Genomic DNA, 20,205 nt, shown 5'->3' on the forward strand with positions numbered 1-20,205 from the left:
GCTGCTGTGTCATGTACGTACCCATGGCCGCGCGGCGGTTGCGGCCCCGGGCTCGATACCATGGCACCCCGGCCTGTTCGAGGGCCTGGGGTCCGGAACCGCTTGAGGAGTGCTCTTGCCAGACGAGGCCCAGCCGCTCTCCCCCGGACTGCGTCCGGCGGGATCCCATGCCGCGCGCCCGGACGAGCCGAAGCCCGCGACCGGGGCTTCCCCGGACGCGCCCCGGCCCGAGCGGCACGGCACGACCCCCGAGGGCACCGGCCGGTCCGGGACGGCGGCCCCCGCCGACCGGCCCCGCCCCGCGCCCAAGCCGGGGCCCGCCGCCGCCTCGCCCCACCCCGCGGCCGCACCGGCCCGCGCCCCCAAGCCCCCGGCCAAGGCCGACCAGCCGGCCGCCGCCAAGCCGCTGCCGGCCGCCCCGGCGGGCCGCTCCGGCTCCCCGAACCGCGTACGGGCCCGCCTGGCGCGCCTCGGTGTGCAGCGCTCCAGCCCGTACAACCCGGTGCTCGAACCGCTGCTGCGGGCCGTCCGCGGCAACGACCCCAAGATCGAGACGGGCACGCTGCGCCAGATCGAGCGCGCCTACCAGGTCGCCGAGCGCTGGCACCGCGGCCAGAAGCGCAAGAGCGGCGACCCGTACATCACCCACCCGCTCGCCGTCACCACGATCCTCGCCGAGCTCGGCATGGACCCGGCGACGCTGATGGCCGGGCTGCTGCACGACACCGTCGAGGACACCGAGTACGGCCTGGAGCAGCTGCGGGGCGACTTCGGCGACCAGGTCGCGCTGCTGGTCGACGGCGTCACCAAGCTCGACCGGGTCAAGTTCGGCGAGGCCGCGCAGGCCGAGACGGTCCGCAAGATGGTCGTCGCCATGGCCAAGGACCCGCGCGTCCTGGTCATCAAGCTCGCCGACCGGCTGCACAACATGCGCACCATGCGCTACCTCAAGCGGGAGAAGCAGGAGAAGAAGGCCCGCGAGACGCTGGAGATCTACGCTCCGCTCGCCCACCGCCTGGGCATGAACACCATCAAGTGGGAGCTGGAGGACCTCGCCTTCGCGATCCTCTACCCCAAGATGTACGACGAGATCGTGCGGCTGGTCGCCGAGCGGGCGCCCAAGCGGGACGAGTACCTCGCGATAGTGACCGACGAGGTCCAGGCCGATCTGCGCGCCGCCCGCATCAAGGCCACCGTCACCGGCCGCCCCAAGCACTACTACAGCGTCTACCAGAAGATGATCGTGCGCGGCCGCGACTTCGCCGAGATCTACGACCTGGTGGGCATCCGCGTCCTCGTCGACACCGTCCGCGACTGCTACGCCGCCCTCGGCACCATCCACGCGCGGTGGAACCCGGTCCCCGGCCGGTTCAAGGACTACATCGCGATGCCGAAGTTCAACATGTACCAGTCGCTGCACACGACAGTCATCGGCCCCAGCGGCAAGCCCGTCGAGCTGCAGATCCGCACGTTCGACATGCACCGCCGCGCCGAGTACGGCATCGCCGCCCACTGGAAGTACAAGCAGGAGGCGGTGGCCGGCGCGTCCAAGGTCCGCACGGACGTGCCGAAGAACGCCGGCAAGGGCCAGGAAACCGTCAACGACATGGCCTGGCTCCGGCAGCTGCTCGACTGGCAGAAGGAGACCGAGGACCCCGGCGAGTTCCTGGAGTCGCTGCGCTTCGACCTGTCCCGCAACGAGGTCTTCGTCTTCACCCCCAAGGGCGACGTGATAGCGCTGCCGGCCGGGGCCACGCCCGTCGACTTCGCGTACGCGGTGCACACCGAGGTCGGCCACCGCACGATAGGCGCCCGGGTCAACGGCCGGCTCGTCCCGCTCGAATCGACCCTGGACAACGGCGACCTGGTGGAGGTCTTCACCTCCAAGGCGGCCGGCGCCGGCCCGTCCCGCGACTGGCTCGGCTTCGTCAAGTCCCCGCGCGCCCGCAACAAGATCCGCGGCTGGTTCTCCAAGGAGCGCCGCGACGAGGCCATCGAGCAGGGCAAGGACGCCATCGCGCGCGCGATGCGCAAGCAGAACCTGCCGATCCAGCGGATCCTGACCGGCGATTCCCTGGTGACGCTCGCGCACGAGATGCGCTACCCCGACATCTCCTCGCTCTACGCCGCGATCGGCGAGGGCCACGTCGCGGCGCAGGGCGTCGTCCAGAAGCTGGTGCAGGCGCTCGGCGGGCAGGACGAGGCCACCGAGGACATCGCCGAGTCCACCCCGATCCGGCCGCGTTCCAAGCGCCGTTCCAGCGCCGACCCGGGCGTGGTCGTGAAGGGCGTCGACGACGTGTGGGTCAAGCTGGCCCGCTGCTGCACCCCGGTGCCGGGCGACCCCATCATCGGCTTCGTCACCCGCGGCAGCGGCGTCTCGGTGCACCGCGCCGACTGCCTCAACGTCGACTCGCTGTCCCGGCAGCCGGAACGGATCCTGGACGTCGAGTGGGCGCCCACCCAGTCCTCGGTCTTCCTGGTCGCCATCCAGGTGGAGGCGCTGGACCGCTCCCGGCTGCTGTCGGACGTCACCCGGGTCCTGTCCGACCAGCACGTCAACATCCTCTCGGCGGCCGTCCAGACCTCCCGCGACCGGGTCGCCACCTCCCGCTTCACCTTCGAGATGGGCGACCCCAAGCACCTCGGGCACGTCCTGAAGGCCGTACGGGGCGTGGAGGGCGTGTACGACGTCTACCGCGTGACCTCGGCGCGCCGGCCGTAACGCCGCGGACACGAGGAGGGCCCCGGTACCTGGGTACCGGGGCCCTCCTCGTACGCGGCCTGCTCAGCCGCCGAACTCCTCCAGGCCCTTGAGCGCCTGGTCCAGCAGCGCCTTGCGGCCCTCCAGCTCGCGGCCGAGCTTGTCGGCCTTGGCGTCGTTGCCGGCCGCCCGGGCCGCGTCGATCTGCTTCTGCAGCTTGTCGACGGCGTCCTGGAGCTGGCCGGTCAGCCCCGCGGCGCGGGCCCGCGCCTCAGGGTTCGTCCGCCGCCACTCGGCCTCCTCGGCCTCCTGGATGGCGCGCTCGACGGCGTGCATCCGGCCCTCGATCTTGGGGCGGGCGTCCCGCGGGACGTGGCCGATGGCCTCCCACCGCTCGTTGATCGACCGGAACGCGGACCGCGCGGCCTTCAGGTCCGAGACCGGGAGCAGCTTCTCGGCCTCCACGGCCAGCTCCTCCTTGCGGGTCAGGTTCTCCCGCTGCTCGGCGTCGCGCTCCGCGAAGACCTCACCGCGGGCCTGGAAGAAGACGTCCTGGGCGCCGCGGAAGCGGTTCCACAGGTCGTCCTCGTGCTCGCGCTGGGCCCGGCCGGCGGCCTTCCACTCCTGCATCAGCTCGCGGTAGCGGGCGGCCGTCGCCCCCCAGTCCGTCGAGTTGGACAGCGACTCCGCCTCGGCGACCAGCTTCTCCTTGGCCTTGCGGGACTCCTCGCGCTGCGCGTCCAGCGACGCGAAGTGCGCCTTGCGCCGCTTGGAGAACGCCGAGCGGGCGTGCGAGAAGCGGTGCCACAGCTCGTCGTCCGCCTTGCGGTCCAGCCGCGGCAGGCCCTTCCAGATGTCGACCAGCGCCCGCAGCCGCTCGCCGGCCGCCCGCCACTGCTCACTGGCCGCCAGCTCCTCGGCCTCGGCGACCAGCTTCTCCTTGGACTGCCGGGCCTCGTCGCTCTGCCGCGCCTTCTGCGCCTTGCGCTCCTCGCGGCGGGACTCGACGACCTCCACCAGCTTGTCCAGCCGCTTCCGGAGCGCGGCCAGATCGCCGACCGCGTGGTGCTCGTCGACCTGCTGGCGCAGATGGTCGATCGCGGTCATCGCGTCCTTGGCCGACAGGTCGGTGGTCCGTACCCGGCGTTCGAGGAGGTCGATCTCGACGACCAGGCCGTCATACTTGCGCTCGAAGTAGGCAAGGGCCTCCTCGGGGCTGCCCGCCTGCCACGATCCGACGACCTGCTCGCCGTCGGCGGTACGCACGTACACGGTCCCCGTCTCATCGACGCGGCCCCACGGGTCGCTGCTCACAGCGCCTCCTCCACATGATGCCGACGAAGGGCGTACGGCCCCCCGGCATCGTCCACAGTTTCTGTCCGGCAGGGCCGCGCCCTGACCGTCCGACGGGTGGTTTTGCGGGTGAGGGTGGAAGCCGTCGGACCAGGCACCCTACCCACACGCCAATCTAGGCGACGGGCGGTCGGCTGTCCGCATCCAGCACGACCGAAATTCCGCCCGGCGGCCGGTCAGGACTTCGTGACGGTCGCCCGGTCGATCACGACGGTGGCGTGCGGCGCGGTGTTGCCGGTCTGCGGGTCGGGGGCCGTCGCCCCGGCAGCGGCGATCTTGCGCAGGACGTCCATACCGCCGGTGATGGTGCCGAACGGGGTGTAGTTGGCGGGCAGCTTGCTGTCCTGGTAGACGAGGAAGAACTGGCTGCCGCCGGAGTTGCGGGTCTTGGGGTTCCGGCCGTCGTAGCTGTTGGCCATCGCCACCGTGCCCGCCGGATAGACGCCGCCCTTGAGCCGCGGGTCCTTGAGGTTCTCGTCCGGGATCGTGTAGCCGGGGGAGCCGCTGCCGGTGGCCGTCGGGTCGCCGCACTGCAGGACGTGGATGCCCTGGTCCACCAGGCGGTGGCAGCGGCTGTGGTCGAAGAAGCCCTGCCGGGCCAGGAACGCGAACGAGTTGACGGTGTGCGGCGCCTTGCCGGCGTCCAGCTTCAGGCCGATCGTGCCGCAGGTCGTCGCCAGCTTCACGCGGTAGGAGGCCGAGGTGTCGACCGACATCTTCGGCTCCTTCTTCCAGGTCTGCTGCGACGGCGCGCCCTTCGCGGGGGTGCGGCAGGGGTCGTCCGGCCGGTGGCTGCCGGCGGCCGCGTCGGACGTCCGGTCGTCACCGCCGATCAGCGCGGTGGAGGCGTAGACGGCCCCGCCGGCGGCCAGTGCGACGGCCACCGCGCCGGCGATGACGGCGTTGCGGCGCCTGGCCCTGTGCTGGGCGGCGGTCCGCCGCTGCTGCTGGCGCGCGTACTTCTCCCGGGCGAGCTGCCGCCGCCGCTGATCCTTGCTGACCACCGACTCGTCTCCTTGTCCGATCACCGATCGCTGAGGTCCGCCGTCGCCGTACCGTATACGGGTTCGCCCTGCCGGGAGTCCCGCCGGTAGGCTCTGGAGCTGCCGAGATGTCCGGGAGCGGCCCCGCGGCCGCCCGCCACACCGATCCTTAAGGACGAACGTGCTGATTGCCGGGTTCCCCGCCGGGGCCTGGGGCACCAACTGCTATTTGGTCGCCCCCGCCGCAGGCGAGGAGTGCGTCATCATCGACCCGGGCCACCAGGCCGCCCAGGGAGTCGAGGACGCGGTCAGGAAGCATCGGCTCAAGCCCGTCGCGGTCGTCCTCACGCACGGCCACATCGACCATGTCGCGTCGGTCGTCCCGGTGTGCGGCGCGCACGACGTCCCGGCCTGGATCCACCCCGAGGACCGCTACATGATGACCGAGCCGGAGAAGGCCCTCGGCCTCTCCGTCGGCCAGCAGCTCATGGGCGACCTCACCGTGGGGGAGCCCGACGACGTCAAGGAGCTGAGCGACGGTGCCGTCCTCGGACTCGCCGGAATGGAGTTCTCGGTCGCGCACGCACCGGGCCATACCAAGGGGTCGGTGACGTTCAGGATGCCCGAGCAGGCCGACGTTCCGCCGGTCCTCTTCTCGGGCGACCTGCTGTTCGCCGGCTCCATCGGACGCACCGACCTGCCGGGCGGCGACCACGCCGAGATCCTGACGTCGCTGGCACGCGTGTGCCTGCCGTTGGACGACTCGACCGTCGTGCTGTCCGGCCACGGCCCCCAGACCACCATCGGCCGCGAGCGCGCCACCAACCCCTTCCTTCGCGAGGTGGCCGCCGGCCTCGGAGACGGCGTCCGCGCCGCTCCACGACGAGGAATGTGACGAGAGCTTCCGTGAGCACCTTCAAGGCCCCCAAGGGCACCTACGACCTGATCCCGCCGCAGTCCGCCACCTATCTCGCGGTGCGCGAGGCGATCGCCGCGCCGCTGAAGAACTCCGGCTACGGCTACATCGAGACGCCCGGTTTCGAGAACGTCGAGCTGTTCGCGCGCGGCGTCGGTGAGTCCACCGACATCGTGACCAAGGAGATGTACGCCTTCGAGACCAAGGGCGGCGACAAGATCGCGCTGCGCCCCGAGGGCACCGCTTCCGTGCTGCGCGCCGCACTGGAGGCCAACCTCCACAAGGCCGGCAACCTCCCGGTCAAGCTCTGGTACTCCGGCTCGTACTACCGCTACGAGCGCCCGCAGAAGGGCCGTTACCGCCACTTCTCCCAGGTCGGTGCCGAGGCGATCGGCGCCGAGGACCCGGCGCTGGACGCCGAGCTGATCATCCTGGCCGACCAGGCGTACCGCTCGCTGGGCCTGCGCAACTTCCGCATCCTGCTCAACTCGCTGGGCGACCAGGAGTGCCGCCCCGTCTACCGCGCCGCGCTGCAGGACTTCCTGCGCGGCCTGGAGCTGGACGAGGACACCCGGAACCGGGTCGACATCAACCCGCTGCGGGTCCTGGACGACAAGCGGGACGCGGTCCAGAAGCAGCTGACCGGGGCGCCGATGCTGCGCGACTACCTCTGCGAGGCGTGCAAGGCGTACCACGAGCAGGTGCGTGAGCTGCTGACCGCGGCGGGCGTGGCCTTCGAGGACGACGAGAAGCTGGTGCGCGGCCTGGACTACTACACCCGCACCACCTTCGAGTTCGTCCACGACGGCCTCGGTTCGCAGTCCGCGGTCGGCGGCGGCGGCCGCTACGACGGCCTGTCGGAGATGATCGGCGGCCCGGCGCTGCCGTCCGTCGGCTGGGCGCTGGGCGTGGACCGCACGGTGCTGGCCCTGGAGGCGGAGGGCGTCACGCTCGACATCCCGGCGGCCACCGCCGTCTACGCCGTCCCGCTCGGCGACGAGGCCCGCCGGGTGCTGTTCGGCGCGGTCACCGAGCTGCGCCGGGCCGGCGTCGCCACCGACTTCGCCTACGGCGGCAAGGGCCTGAAGAACGCCATGAAGTCCGCCAACCGCTCCGGTGCGCGGCTGGCGCTGGTCGCCGGCGAGCGTGATCTGGCCGAGGGCGTCGTGCAGCTGAAGGACCTGGAGAGCGGCGAGCAGACGCCGGTCGCGGTGGACGCCGTGGCCGAGGAGGTCCGGCGCCGGCTGGGCTGAGGCACGGTCGGACGACGAGGTGGCGAGGGGCCCGGGCGGTGCGACCGTCCGGGCCCCTCGCGTCAACACCCCGCACCGGGGGTTCATCCGCTTTATGCGCAGCGAACGGCCCGTTGTGGTGGGGTTGGGGCACAATGAGGGACGCGGCCGCGGGCCCGCCTGCCGCAGCCCCCTTCCCAAGGCATCGACGGAACGGCGATATGACGACGACAGCGGTTGATGACGTGTCCCTCGACGACGACCACGAGAGTGGCGCGCGCACCCTGGGCGCGGGCCGCGGCCTCGGGCTGCTGCTGGTGATCACCGGCGCGCTGGGCCTCCTGGCCGCCTGGGTCATCACCCTGGACAAGTTCGAGCTGCTGAAGGACCCGAACTTCACGCCGGCCTGCAGCCTCAACCCGATCATCTCCTGCGGCAGCGTCATGCAGAGCAAGCAGGCGGAGGTCTTCGGGTTTCCCAACCCCATGGCCGGGCTCGTCGGCTTCGGGGTGGTCGTGGCGATCGGCATGGCGGTCCTGGCCGGTGCCCGCTTCCGCCGCTGGTACTGGATCGGCCTGAACATCGGCACCGGGCTCGCCGCGGTCTTCTGCATGTGGCTGATGGGCCAGTCGCTGTACAGCATCAACGCGCTGTGCCTGTGGTGCACGCTGACCTGGTGCGTGACGATCCTGATGTTCTGGTACACCACCGCGCACAACATCAAGCACGGCGTCATCCCGGCCCCCGCGGGCGTGCGGAACGCGGTCGCGGAGTTCCACTGGGTCGTGCCGGTCCTCTGGTACGGCGTGATCGCGCTGCTGATCCTGACCCGCTGGTGGTCGTTCTGGATCGGCCTGCTGTAGCGAACCGCCCTCCCGTTCAGCCGGGAGGCCGCCTGCGCCCCGGTCCGTCCCCGACGGTCGCCGGGGCGTTGTCAGTGGGGTGGCATAGGCTCGTGAGCGTGGAGCCCGACCTGTTCACCGCCGCCGCCGAAGACCGCCAGGAGAAGGACCCCGCGGGGTCTCCGCTCGCCGTGCGGATGCGTCCGCGCACCCTCGACGAAGTGGTGGGCCAGCAGCATCTGCTCAAGCCCGGCTCGCCGTTGCGCCGCCTGGTCGGCGAGGGCAGCGGGGGGCCCGCCGGGCCGTCGTCGGTGTTCCTGTGGGGCCCGCCCGGCACCGGCAAGACGACCCTGGCGTACGTCGTCAGCCAGGCCACGAACAAGCGCTTCGTGGAGCTCTCCGCGATCACCGCCGGCGTCAAGGAGGTCCGCGCGGTCATCGACGGCGCCCGCCGCGCCACCGGCGGGTACGGCAAGGAGACGGTGCTCTTCCTCGACGAGATCCACCGCTTCAGCAAGGCCCAGCAGGACTCCCTGCTGCCCGCGGTGGAGAACCGCTGGGTCACCCTGATCGCCGCGACGACCGAGAACCCGTACTTCTCGGTGATCTCCCCGCTGCTCTCCCGTTCGCTGCTGCTGACCCTCGAACCGCTCACGGACGACGATCTGCGCGCCCTGATGCGGCGGGCGCTGACCGACGCCCGCGGTCTGGCCGGGGCCGTCACGCTCCCCGACGACACCGAGGCGCATCTGCTGCGCATCGCGGGCGGCGACGCCCGGCGCGCGCTGACCGCCCTGGAGGCGGGCGCCGGAGCCGCGCTGGCCAAGGGCGAGAAGGAGATCGCCCTGACGACGCTGGAGGAGTCCGTCGACCGCGCGGCGGTGAAGTACGACCGGTCCGGCGATCAGCACTACGACGTCGCCAGCGCCCTGATCAAGTCGATCCGCGGTTCGGACGTCGATGCCGCGCTGCACTACCTCGCGCGGATGATCGAGGCGGGGGAGGACCCCCGGTTCATCGCCCGGCGGCTGATGATCTCCGCCAGCGAGGACATCGGGCTGGCCGATCCGACGGCGCTGCAGACCGCGGTCGCCGCCGCCCAGGCCGTGGCGCTGATCGGTTTCCCGGAGGCCCGGATCACGCTGAGCCAGGCCACCATCGCCCTCGCCCTGGCGCCGAAGTCGAACGCCGCCTATCTGGCCATCGACGCCGCGCTGGCGGACGTCCGGGCCGGCAAGGCCGGCGCGGTGCCGCTCCATCTGCGCGACAGCCACTACAAGGGCGCCCAGAAGCTCGGCCACGGCCACGGCTACCAGTACCCGCACGACCTGCCCGGCGGTATCGCGGCCCAGCAGTACGCCCCCGACGAGGTGCACGGCAAGCGCTACTACGAGCCCACCCGCCATGGCGCCGAGGCCCGTTACGCCGACGTGGCGGACCGGGTCCGGGCCCGTCTGCGCGGCGCCACCGGGGAGCCGGCCGCCGAGTAGGCGGCGGGCGGCACCGGCCCCACAGGCCCGCGGGCGCGGCCTATTGCGCCGCGGCGTCGAAGAGCGTGTGCATCGCCCGCCGCAGTTCGGCCACGTCCCGTACCGGCTCGGGGAAGTCGAAGCGGGCGTCGAAGGAGCGCCGTGCGGGGTCGGTGAAGCGGACCCGCAGCCCGAAGCGGTCCAGGGCCACCGGTACGGCCTTCTCGTGCGCCCCGCAGACCCGGCCGCGCTCGCCCAGCAGCGAGCACAGCCCGCGGATCTGCTCGCCGTGCGCCGCGGCCAGGTGCTGCAGCAGCTCGGCCTCGTGGGCGACCAGCGGATCGGGCGCGGCGGCCGCGAAGTCGTCCGGCTCGACCGGCCCGGCGCCCCAGAGGTCGTCCACCGCCCCCTCGCCGACCTCCAGGCGCAGCATCATCCAGGCGGTCCGCCCGTAGAGCCCCGGTGCCGGCTCCGGGTGCAGTGCCTCGCCGAGTCCGAGCAGTTCGCCGACCGGGTGCCGCTCGGCGAGCAGCAGCGCGGCCTCGGCGCGCTGACCGTTGCGTACGGGGGTCAGCCAGCCGGCCAGCCAGGCCCGGCCGCGGATGCGGTGTGGCACCGAGACCGGTGCCACATCCGTGATCTCGATCACGGCGGTCAGGTCGTCGTCCTGGGCGTGGGCGGCCGCGCGGGCCGCCGCACAGTCGCCGGGAACCAGCAACAGCACGTCTCCGTCGGGCGTCACGGTCCGGCAGACCGGAGCGGCGAGCCCGGTCTCGTCCGGGTCCTCGACTCCGGGGACGCTCAGCGACGCCATACCATGGGATTCGACGAGAGTGCGTACGCGTTCGGCGGCGGTCGGCTGCCGGGCGTCTTCCTTGGGACGCGGCTGACCCGTCCCGGTGCTCTGACCAGCACCGGGCAGGGGGATCCCAGGTCGAAACATGCGTTCTCCTCGCGCTAAGGTAAGCCTCACCTAACTTACATGGAGGAACGTTCCACGTGAACCAGTCGCGTCCCAAGGTCAAGAAGTCCCGCGCGCTCGGCATCGCGCTGACGCCGAAGGCCGTCAAGTACTTCGAGGCCCGCCCGTACCCGCCCGGCGAGCACGGCCGCGGCCGCAAGCAGAGCAGTGACTACAAGGTCCGTCTGCTGGAGAAGCAGCGCCTGCGTGCCCAGTACGACATCAGCGAGCGCCAGATGGCGCGCGCCTACGACCGCGCCCGCAAGGCCGAGGGCAAGACGGGCGAGGCCCTGGTGGTCGAGCTGGAGCGCCGTCTGGACGCGCTCGTCCTGCGCTCGGGCATCGCCCGCACCATCTACCAGGCCCGCCAGATGGTCGTCCACGGCCACATCGCGGTCAACGACCGCAAGGTCGACAAGCCGTCCTTCCGCGTCCGCCCCGGCGACGTCGTGATGGTCCGCGAGCGCAGCCGCGAGAAGCACCCCTTCCAGGTCGCGCGCGAGGGCGGCTACGCCCCCGACGGCGAGACCCCGCGCTACCTGGAGGTCAACCTCCCCGCGCTGGCGTTCCGCCTCGACCGGGACCCCAACCGCAAGGAGATCCCGGTGATCTGCGACGAGCAGCTCGTCGTCGAGTACTACGCCCGCTGACGTCACACCGCGCGGCGCAGCACCACCTCAGCCCGCCGTCTCCCCGCCGCTCGCGGAGGGGGAGGCGGCGGGCTCGTGCGTGGCCGGCCGCGCGATCCGCACCGCCCGGCGCGGCGCCGGCAGCGGGCCGGCCGGCCGCAGGACCCGCGCCACCGCCGCGTCCAGGTCGAGCCGCCCGCCCTCCCGCAGACAGCGCTCGTAGCCCCGGTCCCCCAGCTCCCGCCGGGCCCGGTCCTCGCACAGCGCGTGCGGCCGGCTGAAGTAGCGCGAGCCGAACAGCGGCAGCCCCACCGACGGCCAGATCCGCCCCGCCGCGCCCTGCAGCACCGCCGCCTCCGCCGCATCGCCCTCGCCCACCGTCACCAGCGCCAGCAGCTCGATCGCCAGCACCGCGCCCAGCAGGTCGTGGAAGGTGTGGTCGATGGCCAGGCACTCCTCCAGCAGCGCCCGGGCCTGCCCTGCCTCGCCGCGCGACCAGGCCGCGAAGGCCAGCACGAACAGCGCGTACGCCAGCGTCCAGCGCTCCCCGTGGTCCTGGCACACCTGCCGAACGTCCTCGCACAGCCGCACCGCGTCCGCCAGCTCGCCCTGGAAGGCCACCGCCATCGCCAGCTCGACCTGCCCCATCAGCACATTGCTGTTGAGCTCGCCGATCTCCCGGTAGCGCGCCAGTGCCCCGCGCAGCAGCTCCTCGGCCCGCGGCATGTCGTCGCAGACCAGCGCCAGACAGCCGGTGCGGTGCAGCGCGTAGGCGGCCGCGGTGGCGTTCCCGGTCCGCTCGGCCTCCTCGCTGCACTCCTGCAGCGCCCCCAGCGCGCCGACGGTGTCCCCCTGGAGCACCGCCACGTAACCGGCCACCCACAGGGCCTTCAGCCGGGCGTCGTCATGGCCGCCGTCCAGCTCCAGCGCCCGGTCCAGCCAGTGCCGGCCCTCCGACAGCCGCCCGCAGCCGACCCAGTAGAACCACAGCGTGCCCGCCAGGTACTGGCCCAGATGCGTCTCGGTGGTGCTCTGCAGGCTCTCCTCCAGCGCCACCCGCAGATTGGGCAGCTCGGCCTCGATCCGGGCCGCGATCTCCGCCTGACGCGAGCTGAACCAGTCCAGCTCGCACCACGTCGCCAGCCCCAGGTACCAGTCCCGGTGCCGCCGCCGCAGCCGCTCGGCGTCCTGCGTCGCCGCCAGCCAGCCCGCGCCGTAGGCCCGTACGGTGTCCAGCATCCGGTAGCGCACCCCGGCCGCGGTCTCCTCGCGGACCAGCACCGACTGGGCGACCAACTCCTCCAGCGTGTCCAGGAGTTCGTCGGCCGGCAGCTCCGGTCCCGAGCAGACGTACTCCGCCGCCTCCAGGTCGAACTGCCCGGCGAACACCGACAGCCGCGCCCACAGCAGCCGCTCCCCGGGCGTGCACAGCTCATGGCTCCAGCCGATCGCGCAGCGCAGCGTCTGGTGGCGGGGCAGCGCGCCCCTCGCCCGGCCGGTCAGCAGCCGGAACCGGTCGTCGAGCCGGAGCAGCACCTGGTCCACCGACAGCGCCCGCAGCCGCCCGGCGGCCAGCTCCAGTGCGAGCGGGATGCCGTCCAGGCGGTCGCAGAGTTCACCGACCGCGGCCTCGTTCGCCGGCCCGACGGTGAAACCCGGAACGACGGCCGCGGCCCGGTCGGCGAACAACGCCGCCGCATCGCCCCCGGGCATCGGCGCCAGCGGCATCAGCTGCTCGCCCGGGATGCCCAGCGGCCGCCGGCCGGCCGCCAGCACCCGCAGCCCCGGCGCGCGGCGCAGCAGTTCGGCGGCCAGACCGGCGCAGGCGTCGACCAGGTGCTCGTAGCCGTCCAGGACGAGCAGCAGCTCACGGCCGGCGAGGTGGTCGCAGAGGGTGGCGCGCACCGGTCGGCCGCTGTGGTCGGCCGCCGCGAGGGCCTCGGCGACCGCGTGGTCCAGGAGGTGCGGCTCGCTCAGGGAGGCCAGTTCGACCAGCCACACCCCGTCGCAGAAGCGATCCTGCAAGATCGCCGCACCATGGTGGACCAGCCGTGACTTGCCGACCCCGCCGAGCCCGGTGACGGTCACCAGCCGGGCCGAACCCACCTGCCGGACCAGCTCGGCGAGCTCGTCGTCGCGACCGATGAACCGGTTCAGTTCCGCGGGGAGATTGCCCGGCGCACCCGGTGGCCCACCCGGCCCGCCCGGCCGTCTCCCCGGCCCTTCCGGACGGTCGGGGGAGGGACCCGAAGCGGGCCCGGAGCCCGTGAAGCGTCGCATGGCACACGGAGCGTACTCGGCGGGATGCGGACCGTACAATCACCTCTCCCGATTCCCCGGACGCCCCCGTCCCGGCGCGGAGAACTGGGTACGGACGGACAGTCACGGCGCGATAAGGTCAAGGTTGCCGTTCGAGCAGGACGAGACCAGACCAGTCGGAGAGTGGTGCCAACGTGTCCGGTGGAGAGGTGGCCGGGATTCTCGTGGCCGTCTTCTGGGCGATCCTCGTGTCGTTCCTCGCCCTCGTGCTGGTGAGGCTCGCACAGACGCTGAAGGCGACGACGAAGATGGTGGCCGAGGTGTCCGAGCAGGCCGTGCCGCTGCTCTCCGACGCCTCCGCGACCGTCCGCTCCGCGCACACCCAGCTGGCGCGCGTCGACGCGATCGCCGCCGACGTCCAGGAGGTCACCGCCAACGCCTCCGCGCTCTCCTCGACCGTCTCCTCCGCCTTCGGCGGACCGCTGGTCAAGGTGGCCGCGTTCGGCTACGGCGTGCGCCGCGCGATCGGCAAGAAGGGCGCGCCAGCCCCTGCCGAACGCGCACCGCGCACCGTCGTCGTCGGCCGTACCCTGCCCGGCGCCCGCCGCGGCGGGCGCCGCAACCGCCGCTCCAAGGACTGATCACCGCGATGTTCCGCCGCGCATTCTGGTTCACCACCGGCGCCGCCGCCGGGGTGTGGGCCACCAACAAGGTCCACCGAAAGCTGCGCAAGCTGCAGCCCGACAGCCTCGCCGCCCAGGCCGCGGACAAGGCCGTCGAGACCGGACACCGGCTGCGCCAATTTGCATTGGACGTACGCAGCGGAATGGCGGACCGTGAAGAGCAGTTGCACGAGGCACTCGGCCTGAGCGCGCCGGCCGAGGCGCGCGAGCTGCCCGCACCGCGCCGCGCGGTGCTCGAAGGGCACCACCGAACCACGAGAACAACCGGACCGACCGGTCTGACCGGACCGACTGGAAAAGAGGACCACTGATGGAGTCGGCTGAAATCCGCAGGCGCTGGCTGCGCTTCTTCGAGGAGCGCGGGCACACCGTCGTGCCGTCGGCGTCGCTCATCGCGGACGACCCGACGCTGCTGCTGGTCAACGCGGGCATGGTCCCCTTCAAGCCGTACTTCCTCGGCGAGGTCACGCCGCCCTACAAGACGGCGACCAGCGTCCAGAAGTGCGTCCGCACGCCGGACATCGAGGAGGTCGGCAAGACCACCCGGCACGGCACGTTCTTCCAGATGTGCGGCAACTTCTCCTTCGGCGACTACTTCAAGGAAGGCGCCATCAAGCACGCCTGGGAGCTGCTCACCGGCTCGCAGGCCGACGGCGGCTACGGCCTCGACCCGGAGAAGCTCTGGATCACCGTCTACCTCGACGACGACGAGGCCGAGCGCATCTGGCACGAGGTCGTCGGCGTGCCCAAGGAGCGCATCCAGCGCCTGGGCAAGAAGGAGAACTACTGGTCCATGGGCGTCCCGGGCCCCTGCGGCCCGTGCTCCGAGATCAACTACGACCGCGGCCCCGAATTCGGCGTCGAGGGCGGCCCGGCCGTCAACGACGAGCGGTACGTGGAGATCTGGAACCTGGTCTTCATGCAGTACGAGCGCGGCGCGGGCACCGGCAAGGAGGACTTCGAGATCCTCGGCGAGCTGCCCAGCAAGAACATCGACACCGGCCTCGGCCTGGAACGCCTGGCGATGATCCTCCAGGGCGTCCGCAACATGTACGAGACCGACACCCTGCGCGTCGTCATCGACAAGGCCACCGAGCTCACCGGCGTCCGCTACGGCTCCGCCGACGGCACCGACGTCTCGCTGCGCGTGGTCGCCGACCACCTCCGCACGTCCACGATGCTCATCGGCGACGGCGTCACCCCGGGCAACGAGGGCCGCGGCTACGTCCTGCGCCGCATCATGCGCCGCGCCATCCGCAACATGCGCCTGCTCGGCGCCACCGGCCCGGTCGTCGGCGAGCTGCTGGACGTGGTCATCAGGACCATGGGCCAGCAGTACCCCGAGCTGCTGGCGGACCGCAGCCGCATCGAGACCGTCGCCCTCGCCGAGGAGGCCGCCTTCCTCAAGACCCTGAAGGCCGGCACCAACATCCTCGACACCGCCGTGACGGAGACCAAGGCCGCCGGTGGCGCGGTCCTCCCCGGCGACAAGGCGTTCCTGCTCCACGACACCTGGGGCTTCCCGATCGACCTCACCCTCGAAATGGCCGCCGAGCAGGGGCTCTCGGTCGACGAGGACGGCTTCCGCCGCCTGATGAAGGAGCAGCGGGAGCGCGCCAAGGCCGACGCCCAGGCCAAGAAGCACGGCCACGCCGACCTCGGCGCCTACCGCGAGATCGCCGACCGCGCCGGCGCCACCGACTTCGTCGGCTACGCGTCCACCGAGGGCGAGTCCACCGTCGTCGGCCTGCTCGTCAACGGCGCCTCCTCCCCGGCCGCCACCGAGGGCGACGAGGTCGAGGTCGTCCTGGACCGCACCCCGTTCTACGCCGAGGGCGGCGGCCAGATCGGTGACACCGGCCGCATCAAGCTGGACAACGGCGCGGTCATCGAGGTCCGCGACTGCCAGAAGCCGGTTCCCGGCGTGTACGTCCACAAGGGCGTCGTGCAGGTCGGCGAGGTCACGGTCGGCGCCGCGGCGCACGCCACCATCGACGTGGTCCGCCGCCGCGCCATCGCCCGCGCCCACTCCGCCACCCACCTCACGCACCAGGCGCTGCGCGACGCCCTCGGCCCGACGGCCGCCCAGGCCGGTTCGGAGAACCAGCCGGGCCGCTTCCGCTTCGACTTCGGTTCGCCGTCCGCCGTGCCCACGGCCGTGATGACGGACGTCGAGCAGAAGATCAACGAGGTCCTGGCCCGCGAGCTCGACGTGCAGGCCGAGATCATGTCGATCGACGACGCCAAGAAGCAGGGCGCCATCGCCGAGTTCGGCGAGAAGTACGGCGAGCGGGTGCGCGTCGTCACCATCGGCGACTTCTCCAAGGAGCTGTGCGGCGGCACGCACGTGCACAACACCGCCCAGCTGGGCCTGGTGAAGCTGCTCGGCGAATCGTCCATCGGCTCCGGCGTGCGCCGCATCGAGGCCCTGGTCGGCGTCGACGCGTACAACTTCCTGGCCAAGGAGCACACGGTCGTCGCTCAGCTCCAGGAGCTGGTCAAGGGCCGTTCCGAGGAGCTGCCGGAGAAGATCTCGGCGATGCTCGGCAAGCTCAAGGACGCCGAGAAGGAGATCGAGAAGTTCCGCGCCGAGAAGGTGCTCCAGGCCGCCGCCGGGCTCGCCGAGGGTGCCAAGGACGTCCGCGGCATCGCCGTCGTCACCGGCCAGGTCCCGGACGGCACGGCCGCCGACGACCTGCGCAAGCTGGTCCTCGACGTACGGGGCCGCATCCAGGGCGGCCGGGCCGCCGTCGTGGCGCTCTTCGCGGTCGCCAACGGCCGGCCGGTGACAGTCATCGCCACCAACGACGCCGCCCGCGAGCGCGGCATCAAGGCCGGTGACCTGGTCCGTACGGCCGCCAAGACGCTCGGTGGCGGTGGCGGCGGCAAGCCGGACGTCGCCCAGGGCGGCGGTCAGAACGCGGCCGCGGTGCCCGAGGCCATCGAGGCCGTCGAGCGCCTGGTCTCCGAGGCGGCCTGACGCGCGTGAGTGAGATGCGACGCGGTCGGCGCCTCGCGGTCGATGTCGGGGACGCCCGCATCGGGGTCGCCTCGTGCGACCCCGACGGGGTCCTCGCCACCCCCGTCGAGACCGTGCCGGGACGTGACGTTCCGTCAGCGCACCGGCGCCTGAAGGCGATCGTCGAGGAGTACGAACCCCTTGAGGTCGTGGTCGGCCTGCCCCGCTCCCTCAGTGGGGGAGAGGGGCCGGCCGCGGCGAAGGTCCGGGCGTTCGCTCAGGAATTGGCAAAGAACATCGCCCCCGTCGGGGTCCGGCTGGTCGACGAGCGGATGTCGACGGTCACCGCGACCCAGGGCCTGCGCGCCTCCGGCGTACGCAGCAAGAAGGGCCGCTCGGTCGTCGACCAGGCGGCCGCGGTGGTCATCCTGCAGAGCGCACTGGAAACCGAACGCCTCTCCGGGGAACCTCCGGGCGAGGGCGTCGAAGTGGTCATCTGATCGCGATACGGTAACGTGCCGCGCGATGCGGCGGTGGTTCGAACAGCCGCACGTGCAAGTAGAGGCGGATCGATACCGCAAGCGCGCTGCCCGTACGGAGCGCACCGCCTCTCGGCTCTAGGGGATCGATGACCGAGTATGGCCGGGGCTACGGCTCCGAACCGTGGCATCCCGAGGACCCGCTCTACGGAGACCAGGGGCCCTACGGAGGCCAGGCGCACCAGCCGCAGTGGGGCGGGCAGCAGCCCGCCCCGCAGCACCACCCGGATCCCCAACAGCCTCCCCAGCATCCCCAGCAGCACTACGGCCAAGGCTGGGACGGCTCCTCGACCGGGCAGCTGCCGACGTACGACCCGTACGACCCCTACGCCGCCCAGCAGCCGCCGGCCGATCCGTACGCCGGAGCGGGCCAGGACTACTACGGCCACCAGGACCCGTACCAGCAGCAGCCACAGCACGGGCACCAGCAGGCACCGCACCCCCAGCAGGCCCCGCAGCACCAGCAGCAGGTGCCGCACCAGCAGCCGTACCCGCCGGAGCAGTACGAGCAGCACCCCGCCGGGGCGCCGTACGAGGACCCCGCGTACGAAAACGCCGCCTACGAAAACTCCGCGTACGAGAACCCCGCCTACGACGACGCCCCGGGCGACGACTGGCGCGCCGATCCCGAGCGGCCGCGGGAAGCGGATGCGGAGCACGCGTTCTTCGCCGATGACGACGCCGACGAGTACCCCGACGACGAACCCGGCGACCGCCGCGGCGGCCGCGGCAAACGGAACGGCAAGAAGAACAAACGCCGCAGCGGTACCGCCTGTCTGGTGATGACCCTGGTCTTCGCCGGCGCGGTCGGCACCGTCGGCTATTTCGGCTACGACTTCTTCATGGCCCACTTCGGATCGGCGCCCGATTACGAGGGCGAGGGCTCCGGGTCGGTCCAGGTCGACATTCCGGATGGTTCGACCGGCCTGGAAATGGGCCAGATCCTGGCGAAGAAGGGCGTGATCAAGAGCGCCGGGGCCTTCACGGAGGCAGCCGCGGACAACAAGAAGGCCGGGTCGCTCCAGCCCGGTACGTATTCCCTCCGCAAGCAGATGTCCGCGGCCTCGGCCATCGAATTGATGGCGGACCCCAAGAGCCGCAACGGCCTGACGATCCAGGAGGGGATCCGGGCGGCCACGGTCTACAAGCTGATCGACAAGAAGCTCAAGCTCAAGCCGGGGACCACCAAGGAGATAGCGCACAGCCAGGCCAAGAACCTCGGACTGCCGTCCTGGGCCGACGGCAACGGCAAGACCAAGGACCCGCTGGAGGGCTTCCTCTACCCGTCCACCTACAGCGTGGGCGAGAAGGCGAAGCCGGCCGCGGTCCTCAAACAGATGGTGTCGCGGGCCAAGCAGGTGTACGCCAAGTACGACCTGGAGGGCAAGGCGCGCGAGTTCCACCTCTCCTCGCCGCTGCAACTGCTCACCGTGGCCAGCCTCACCCAGGCCGAGGGCAAGTACAAGCACGACTTCGTCAAGGTCGCGCGGGTCGTCTACAACCGCCTCAAGCCGGACAACACGGAGACCTACGGTCTGCTCGACTTCGACTCGACGGTGAACTACGCCCGGTCCCAGAGCACCCTGGACACCGGCTCGGTCGACGACCTGAGGCACTTCAACGATCCCTACAACACCTACAAGTTCAAGGGACTTCCGCCCGGGCCGATCGGCAATCCCGGCGAGGTGGCGATCAATTCCGCCATCAACCCGGCCAAGGGCAACTGGTACTACTTCGTCTCGATCAGCCCGGAGAAGACGTTGTTCGCCGAGACGAACGAAGAGCATGAGCGGAACCGCCGCATTTACGAACAGGAACACAAGAAGGCGAACCAATGAGCCCCACACGCCGTGCGGCGGTCCTCGGGTCGCCCATCGCGCATTCCCTTTCCCCGGTGCTGCACCGTGCCGCCTATGACGCACTCGGGCTCACCGGCTGGGAATACGGCCGGCATGAGGTGGACGAGGCCGCGCTGCCCGGATTCCTGGAAAAGCTCGGGCCGGAGTGGGCCGGGCTCTCGCTGACCATGCCGCTCAAGCGCGCGGTGATCCCGCTGCTCGACGAGATCACCCCCACCGCGGCCTCGGTCGAGGCGGTCAACACCGTAGTCCTCACCTCCGACGGCCGCCGCCTGGGCGACAACACCGACATCCCGGGCATGGTCGCAGCATTGCGCGAGCGCGGTGTCACGGAGGTCGGGCGCGCGGCGGTCCTCGGCGCCGGAGCCACCGCCTCCTCCGCGCTCGCCGCGCTCTCCCGGATCTGCTCGGGCGAGGTCACCGCGTACGTGCGCAGCGAGGGGCGGGCCGCGGAGATGCGGCAGTGGGGCGAGCGGCTGGAGGTGGACGTCCGCACGGCGGACTGGGCGGACGCGGCCGAGGCGCTCAGCGCACCGCTGGTGATCGCCACCACCCCCGCCGGCACCACCGACGTCCTGGCCGCCGCCGTCCCGGACCGCCCCGGCACGCTCTTCGACGTCCTCTACGAACCCTGGCCGACCGCGCTCGCCGGCGCCTGGGCCGGCCGCGGCGGCGCGGTGGTCGGCGGCCTGGACCTCCTGGTGCACCAGGCCGTGCTGCAGGTGGAACAGATGACGGGCCGCTCGCCCGCCCCGCTGGCCGCGATGCGCGCGGCCGGCGAGGTCGCCCTCGCGGCCCGCTGAGCCGCCGGACGGTT

At 71.8% G+C, this 20,205-nt stretch carries 16 protein-coding genes; 12 read left to right on the forward strand and 4 right to left on the reverse strand.

From position 1 onward, the window contains the following. Positions 1-115 precede the first annotated feature (115 nt). Positions 116-2,725, forward strand: a complete 2,610-nt coding sequence (locus ACZ7MX_RS09730) for a RelA/SpoT family protein (protein ID WP_472130963.1) — start codon at positions 116-118, stop codon at positions 2,723-2,725. A gap of 63 nt (positions 2,726-2,788) precedes the next feature. Here ACZ7MX_RS09730 and ACZ7MX_RS09735 read toward each other — a convergent pair whose 3' ends face one another. After that, a complete protein-coding gene (locus tag ACZ7MX_RS09735; protein ID WP_472130965.1) occupies positions 2,789-4,018 on the reverse strand; it encodes a DUF349 domain-containing protein in 1,230 nt (409 codons plus the stop codon). A gap of 215 nt (positions 4,019-4,233) precedes the next feature. Then, positions 4,234-5,061 (reverse strand): peptidylprolyl isomerase, encoded by an 828-nt coding sequence (locus ACZ7MX_RS09740; protein ID WP_472130967.1) that lies wholly within the window; start codon positions 5,059-5,061, stop codon positions 4,234-4,236. A gap of 160 nt (positions 5,062-5,221) precedes the next feature. Here ACZ7MX_RS09740 and ACZ7MX_RS09745 point away from each other — a divergent pair, with 160 nt between their 5' ends. The 4 genes from ACZ7MX_RS09745 to ACZ7MX_RS09760 all read left to right on the forward strand — a co-directional run bounded on the left by ACZ7MX_RS09745 (position 5,222) and on the right by ACZ7MX_RS09760 (position 9,520). Further along, complete coding sequence (locus tag ACZ7MX_RS09745) at positions 5,222-5,935, forward strand: MBL fold metallo-hydrolase (RefSeq protein ID WP_472130969.1); 714 nt, start codon at positions 5,222-5,224, stop codon at positions 5,933-5,935. A gap of 11 nt (positions 5,936-5,946) precedes the next feature. Then, positions 5,947-7,209, forward strand: a complete 1,263-nt coding sequence (hisS, locus tag ACZ7MX_RS09750) for a histidine--tRNA ligase (RefSeq protein WP_472130971.1) — start codon at positions 5,947-5,949, stop codon at positions 7,207-7,209. A gap of 200 nt (positions 7,210-7,409) precedes the next feature. Beyond that, positions 7,410-8,051, forward strand: coding sequence for a vitamin K epoxide reductase family protein (locus tag ACZ7MX_RS09755; protein ID WP_472130972.1), 642 nt, complete (start codon positions 7,410-7,412; stop codon positions 8,049-8,051). A 98-nt stretch (positions 8,052-8,149) separates the two neighbouring features. Further along, the gene (locus tag ACZ7MX_RS09760; protein ID WP_472130974.1) at positions 8,150-9,520 is read left to right on the forward strand and encodes a replication-associated recombination protein A; all 1,371 of its coding nucleotides are present in this window, start codon (positions 8,150-8,152) and stop codon (positions 9,518-9,520) included. Between the two features lie 40 nt (positions 9,521-9,560). Here the strand turns inward: ACZ7MX_RS09760 and ACZ7MX_RS09765 are convergent, their stop codons facing one another. Beyond that, complete coding sequence (locus tag ACZ7MX_RS09765) at positions 9,561-10,313, reverse strand: DUF2470 domain-containing protein (RefSeq protein WP_472131365.1); 753 nt, start codon at positions 10,311-10,313, stop codon at positions 9,561-9,563. Between the two features lie 185 nt (positions 10,314-10,498). Between ACZ7MX_RS09765 and rpsD the strand changes: the two genes are divergently transcribed. Beyond that, on the forward strand, positions 10,499-11,110 hold the full coding sequence (gene rpsD / locus ACZ7MX_RS09770) for a 30S ribosomal protein S4 (protein WP_261952560.1): 612 nt from the start codon (positions 10,499-10,501) through the stop codon (positions 11,108-11,110). Between the two features lie 27 nt (positions 11,111-11,137). On the opposite strand, the gene ACZ7MX_RS09775 is transcribed toward rpsD, so the two are convergent. After that, positions 11,138-13,369, reverse strand: a complete 2,232-nt coding sequence (locus ACZ7MX_RS09775) for an ATP-binding protein (protein ID WP_472130976.1) — start codon at positions 13,367-13,369, stop codon at positions 11,138-11,140. A gap of 188 nt (positions 13,370-13,557) precedes the next feature. On the opposite strand from ACZ7MX_RS09775, the gene ACZ7MX_RS09780 reads away from it, so the two are divergent. The 6 genes from ACZ7MX_RS09780 to ACZ7MX_RS09805 all read left to right on the forward strand — a co-directional run bounded on the left by ACZ7MX_RS09780 (position 13,558) and on the right by ACZ7MX_RS09805 (position 20,191). Then, positions 13,558-13,989 (forward strand): DUF948 domain-containing protein, encoded by a 432-nt coding sequence (locus ACZ7MX_RS09780; RefSeq protein WP_472131366.1) that lies wholly within the window; start codon positions 13,558-13,560, stop codon positions 13,987-13,989. A gap of 8 nt (positions 13,990-13,997) precedes the next feature. Continuing rightward, positions 13,998-14,342 (forward strand): DUF6167 family protein, encoded by a 345-nt coding sequence (locus tag ACZ7MX_RS09785; RefSeq protein ID WP_472130978.1) that lies wholly within the window; start codon positions 13,998-14,000, stop codon positions 14,340-14,342. Then, a complete protein-coding gene (alaS, locus tag ACZ7MX_RS09790) occupies positions 14,342-17,011 on the forward strand; it encodes an alanine--tRNA ligase (RefSeq protein WP_472130980.1) in 2,670 nt (889 codons plus the stop codon). Before ACZ7MX_RS09785 ends, alaS begins: the two co-directional genes overlap by 1 nt. Positions 17,012-17,025: 14 nt before the next feature. After that, positions 17,026-17,490, forward strand: coding sequence for a Holliday junction resolvase RuvX (gene ruvX / locus ACZ7MX_RS09795; protein WP_030799948.1), 465 nt, complete (start codon positions 17,026-17,028; stop codon positions 17,488-17,490). A gap of 128 nt (positions 17,491-17,618) precedes the next feature. Then, a complete protein-coding gene (gene mltG, locus ACZ7MX_RS09800) occupies positions 17,619-19,367 on the forward strand; it encodes an endolytic transglycosylase MltG (protein WP_472130982.1) in 1,749 nt (582 codons plus the stop codon). After that, complete coding sequence (locus tag ACZ7MX_RS09805) at positions 19,364-20,191, forward strand: shikimate dehydrogenase (protein WP_472130984.1); 828 nt, start codon at positions 19,364-19,366, stop codon at positions 20,189-20,191. The genes mltG and ACZ7MX_RS09805 overlap by 4 nt, the downstream gene beginning before the upstream one ends. The last annotated feature ends 14 nt before the right edge of the window (positions 20,192-20,205 follow it).

It is taken from the genome of Streptomyces sp. NPDC107765, from assembly GCF_055657085.1.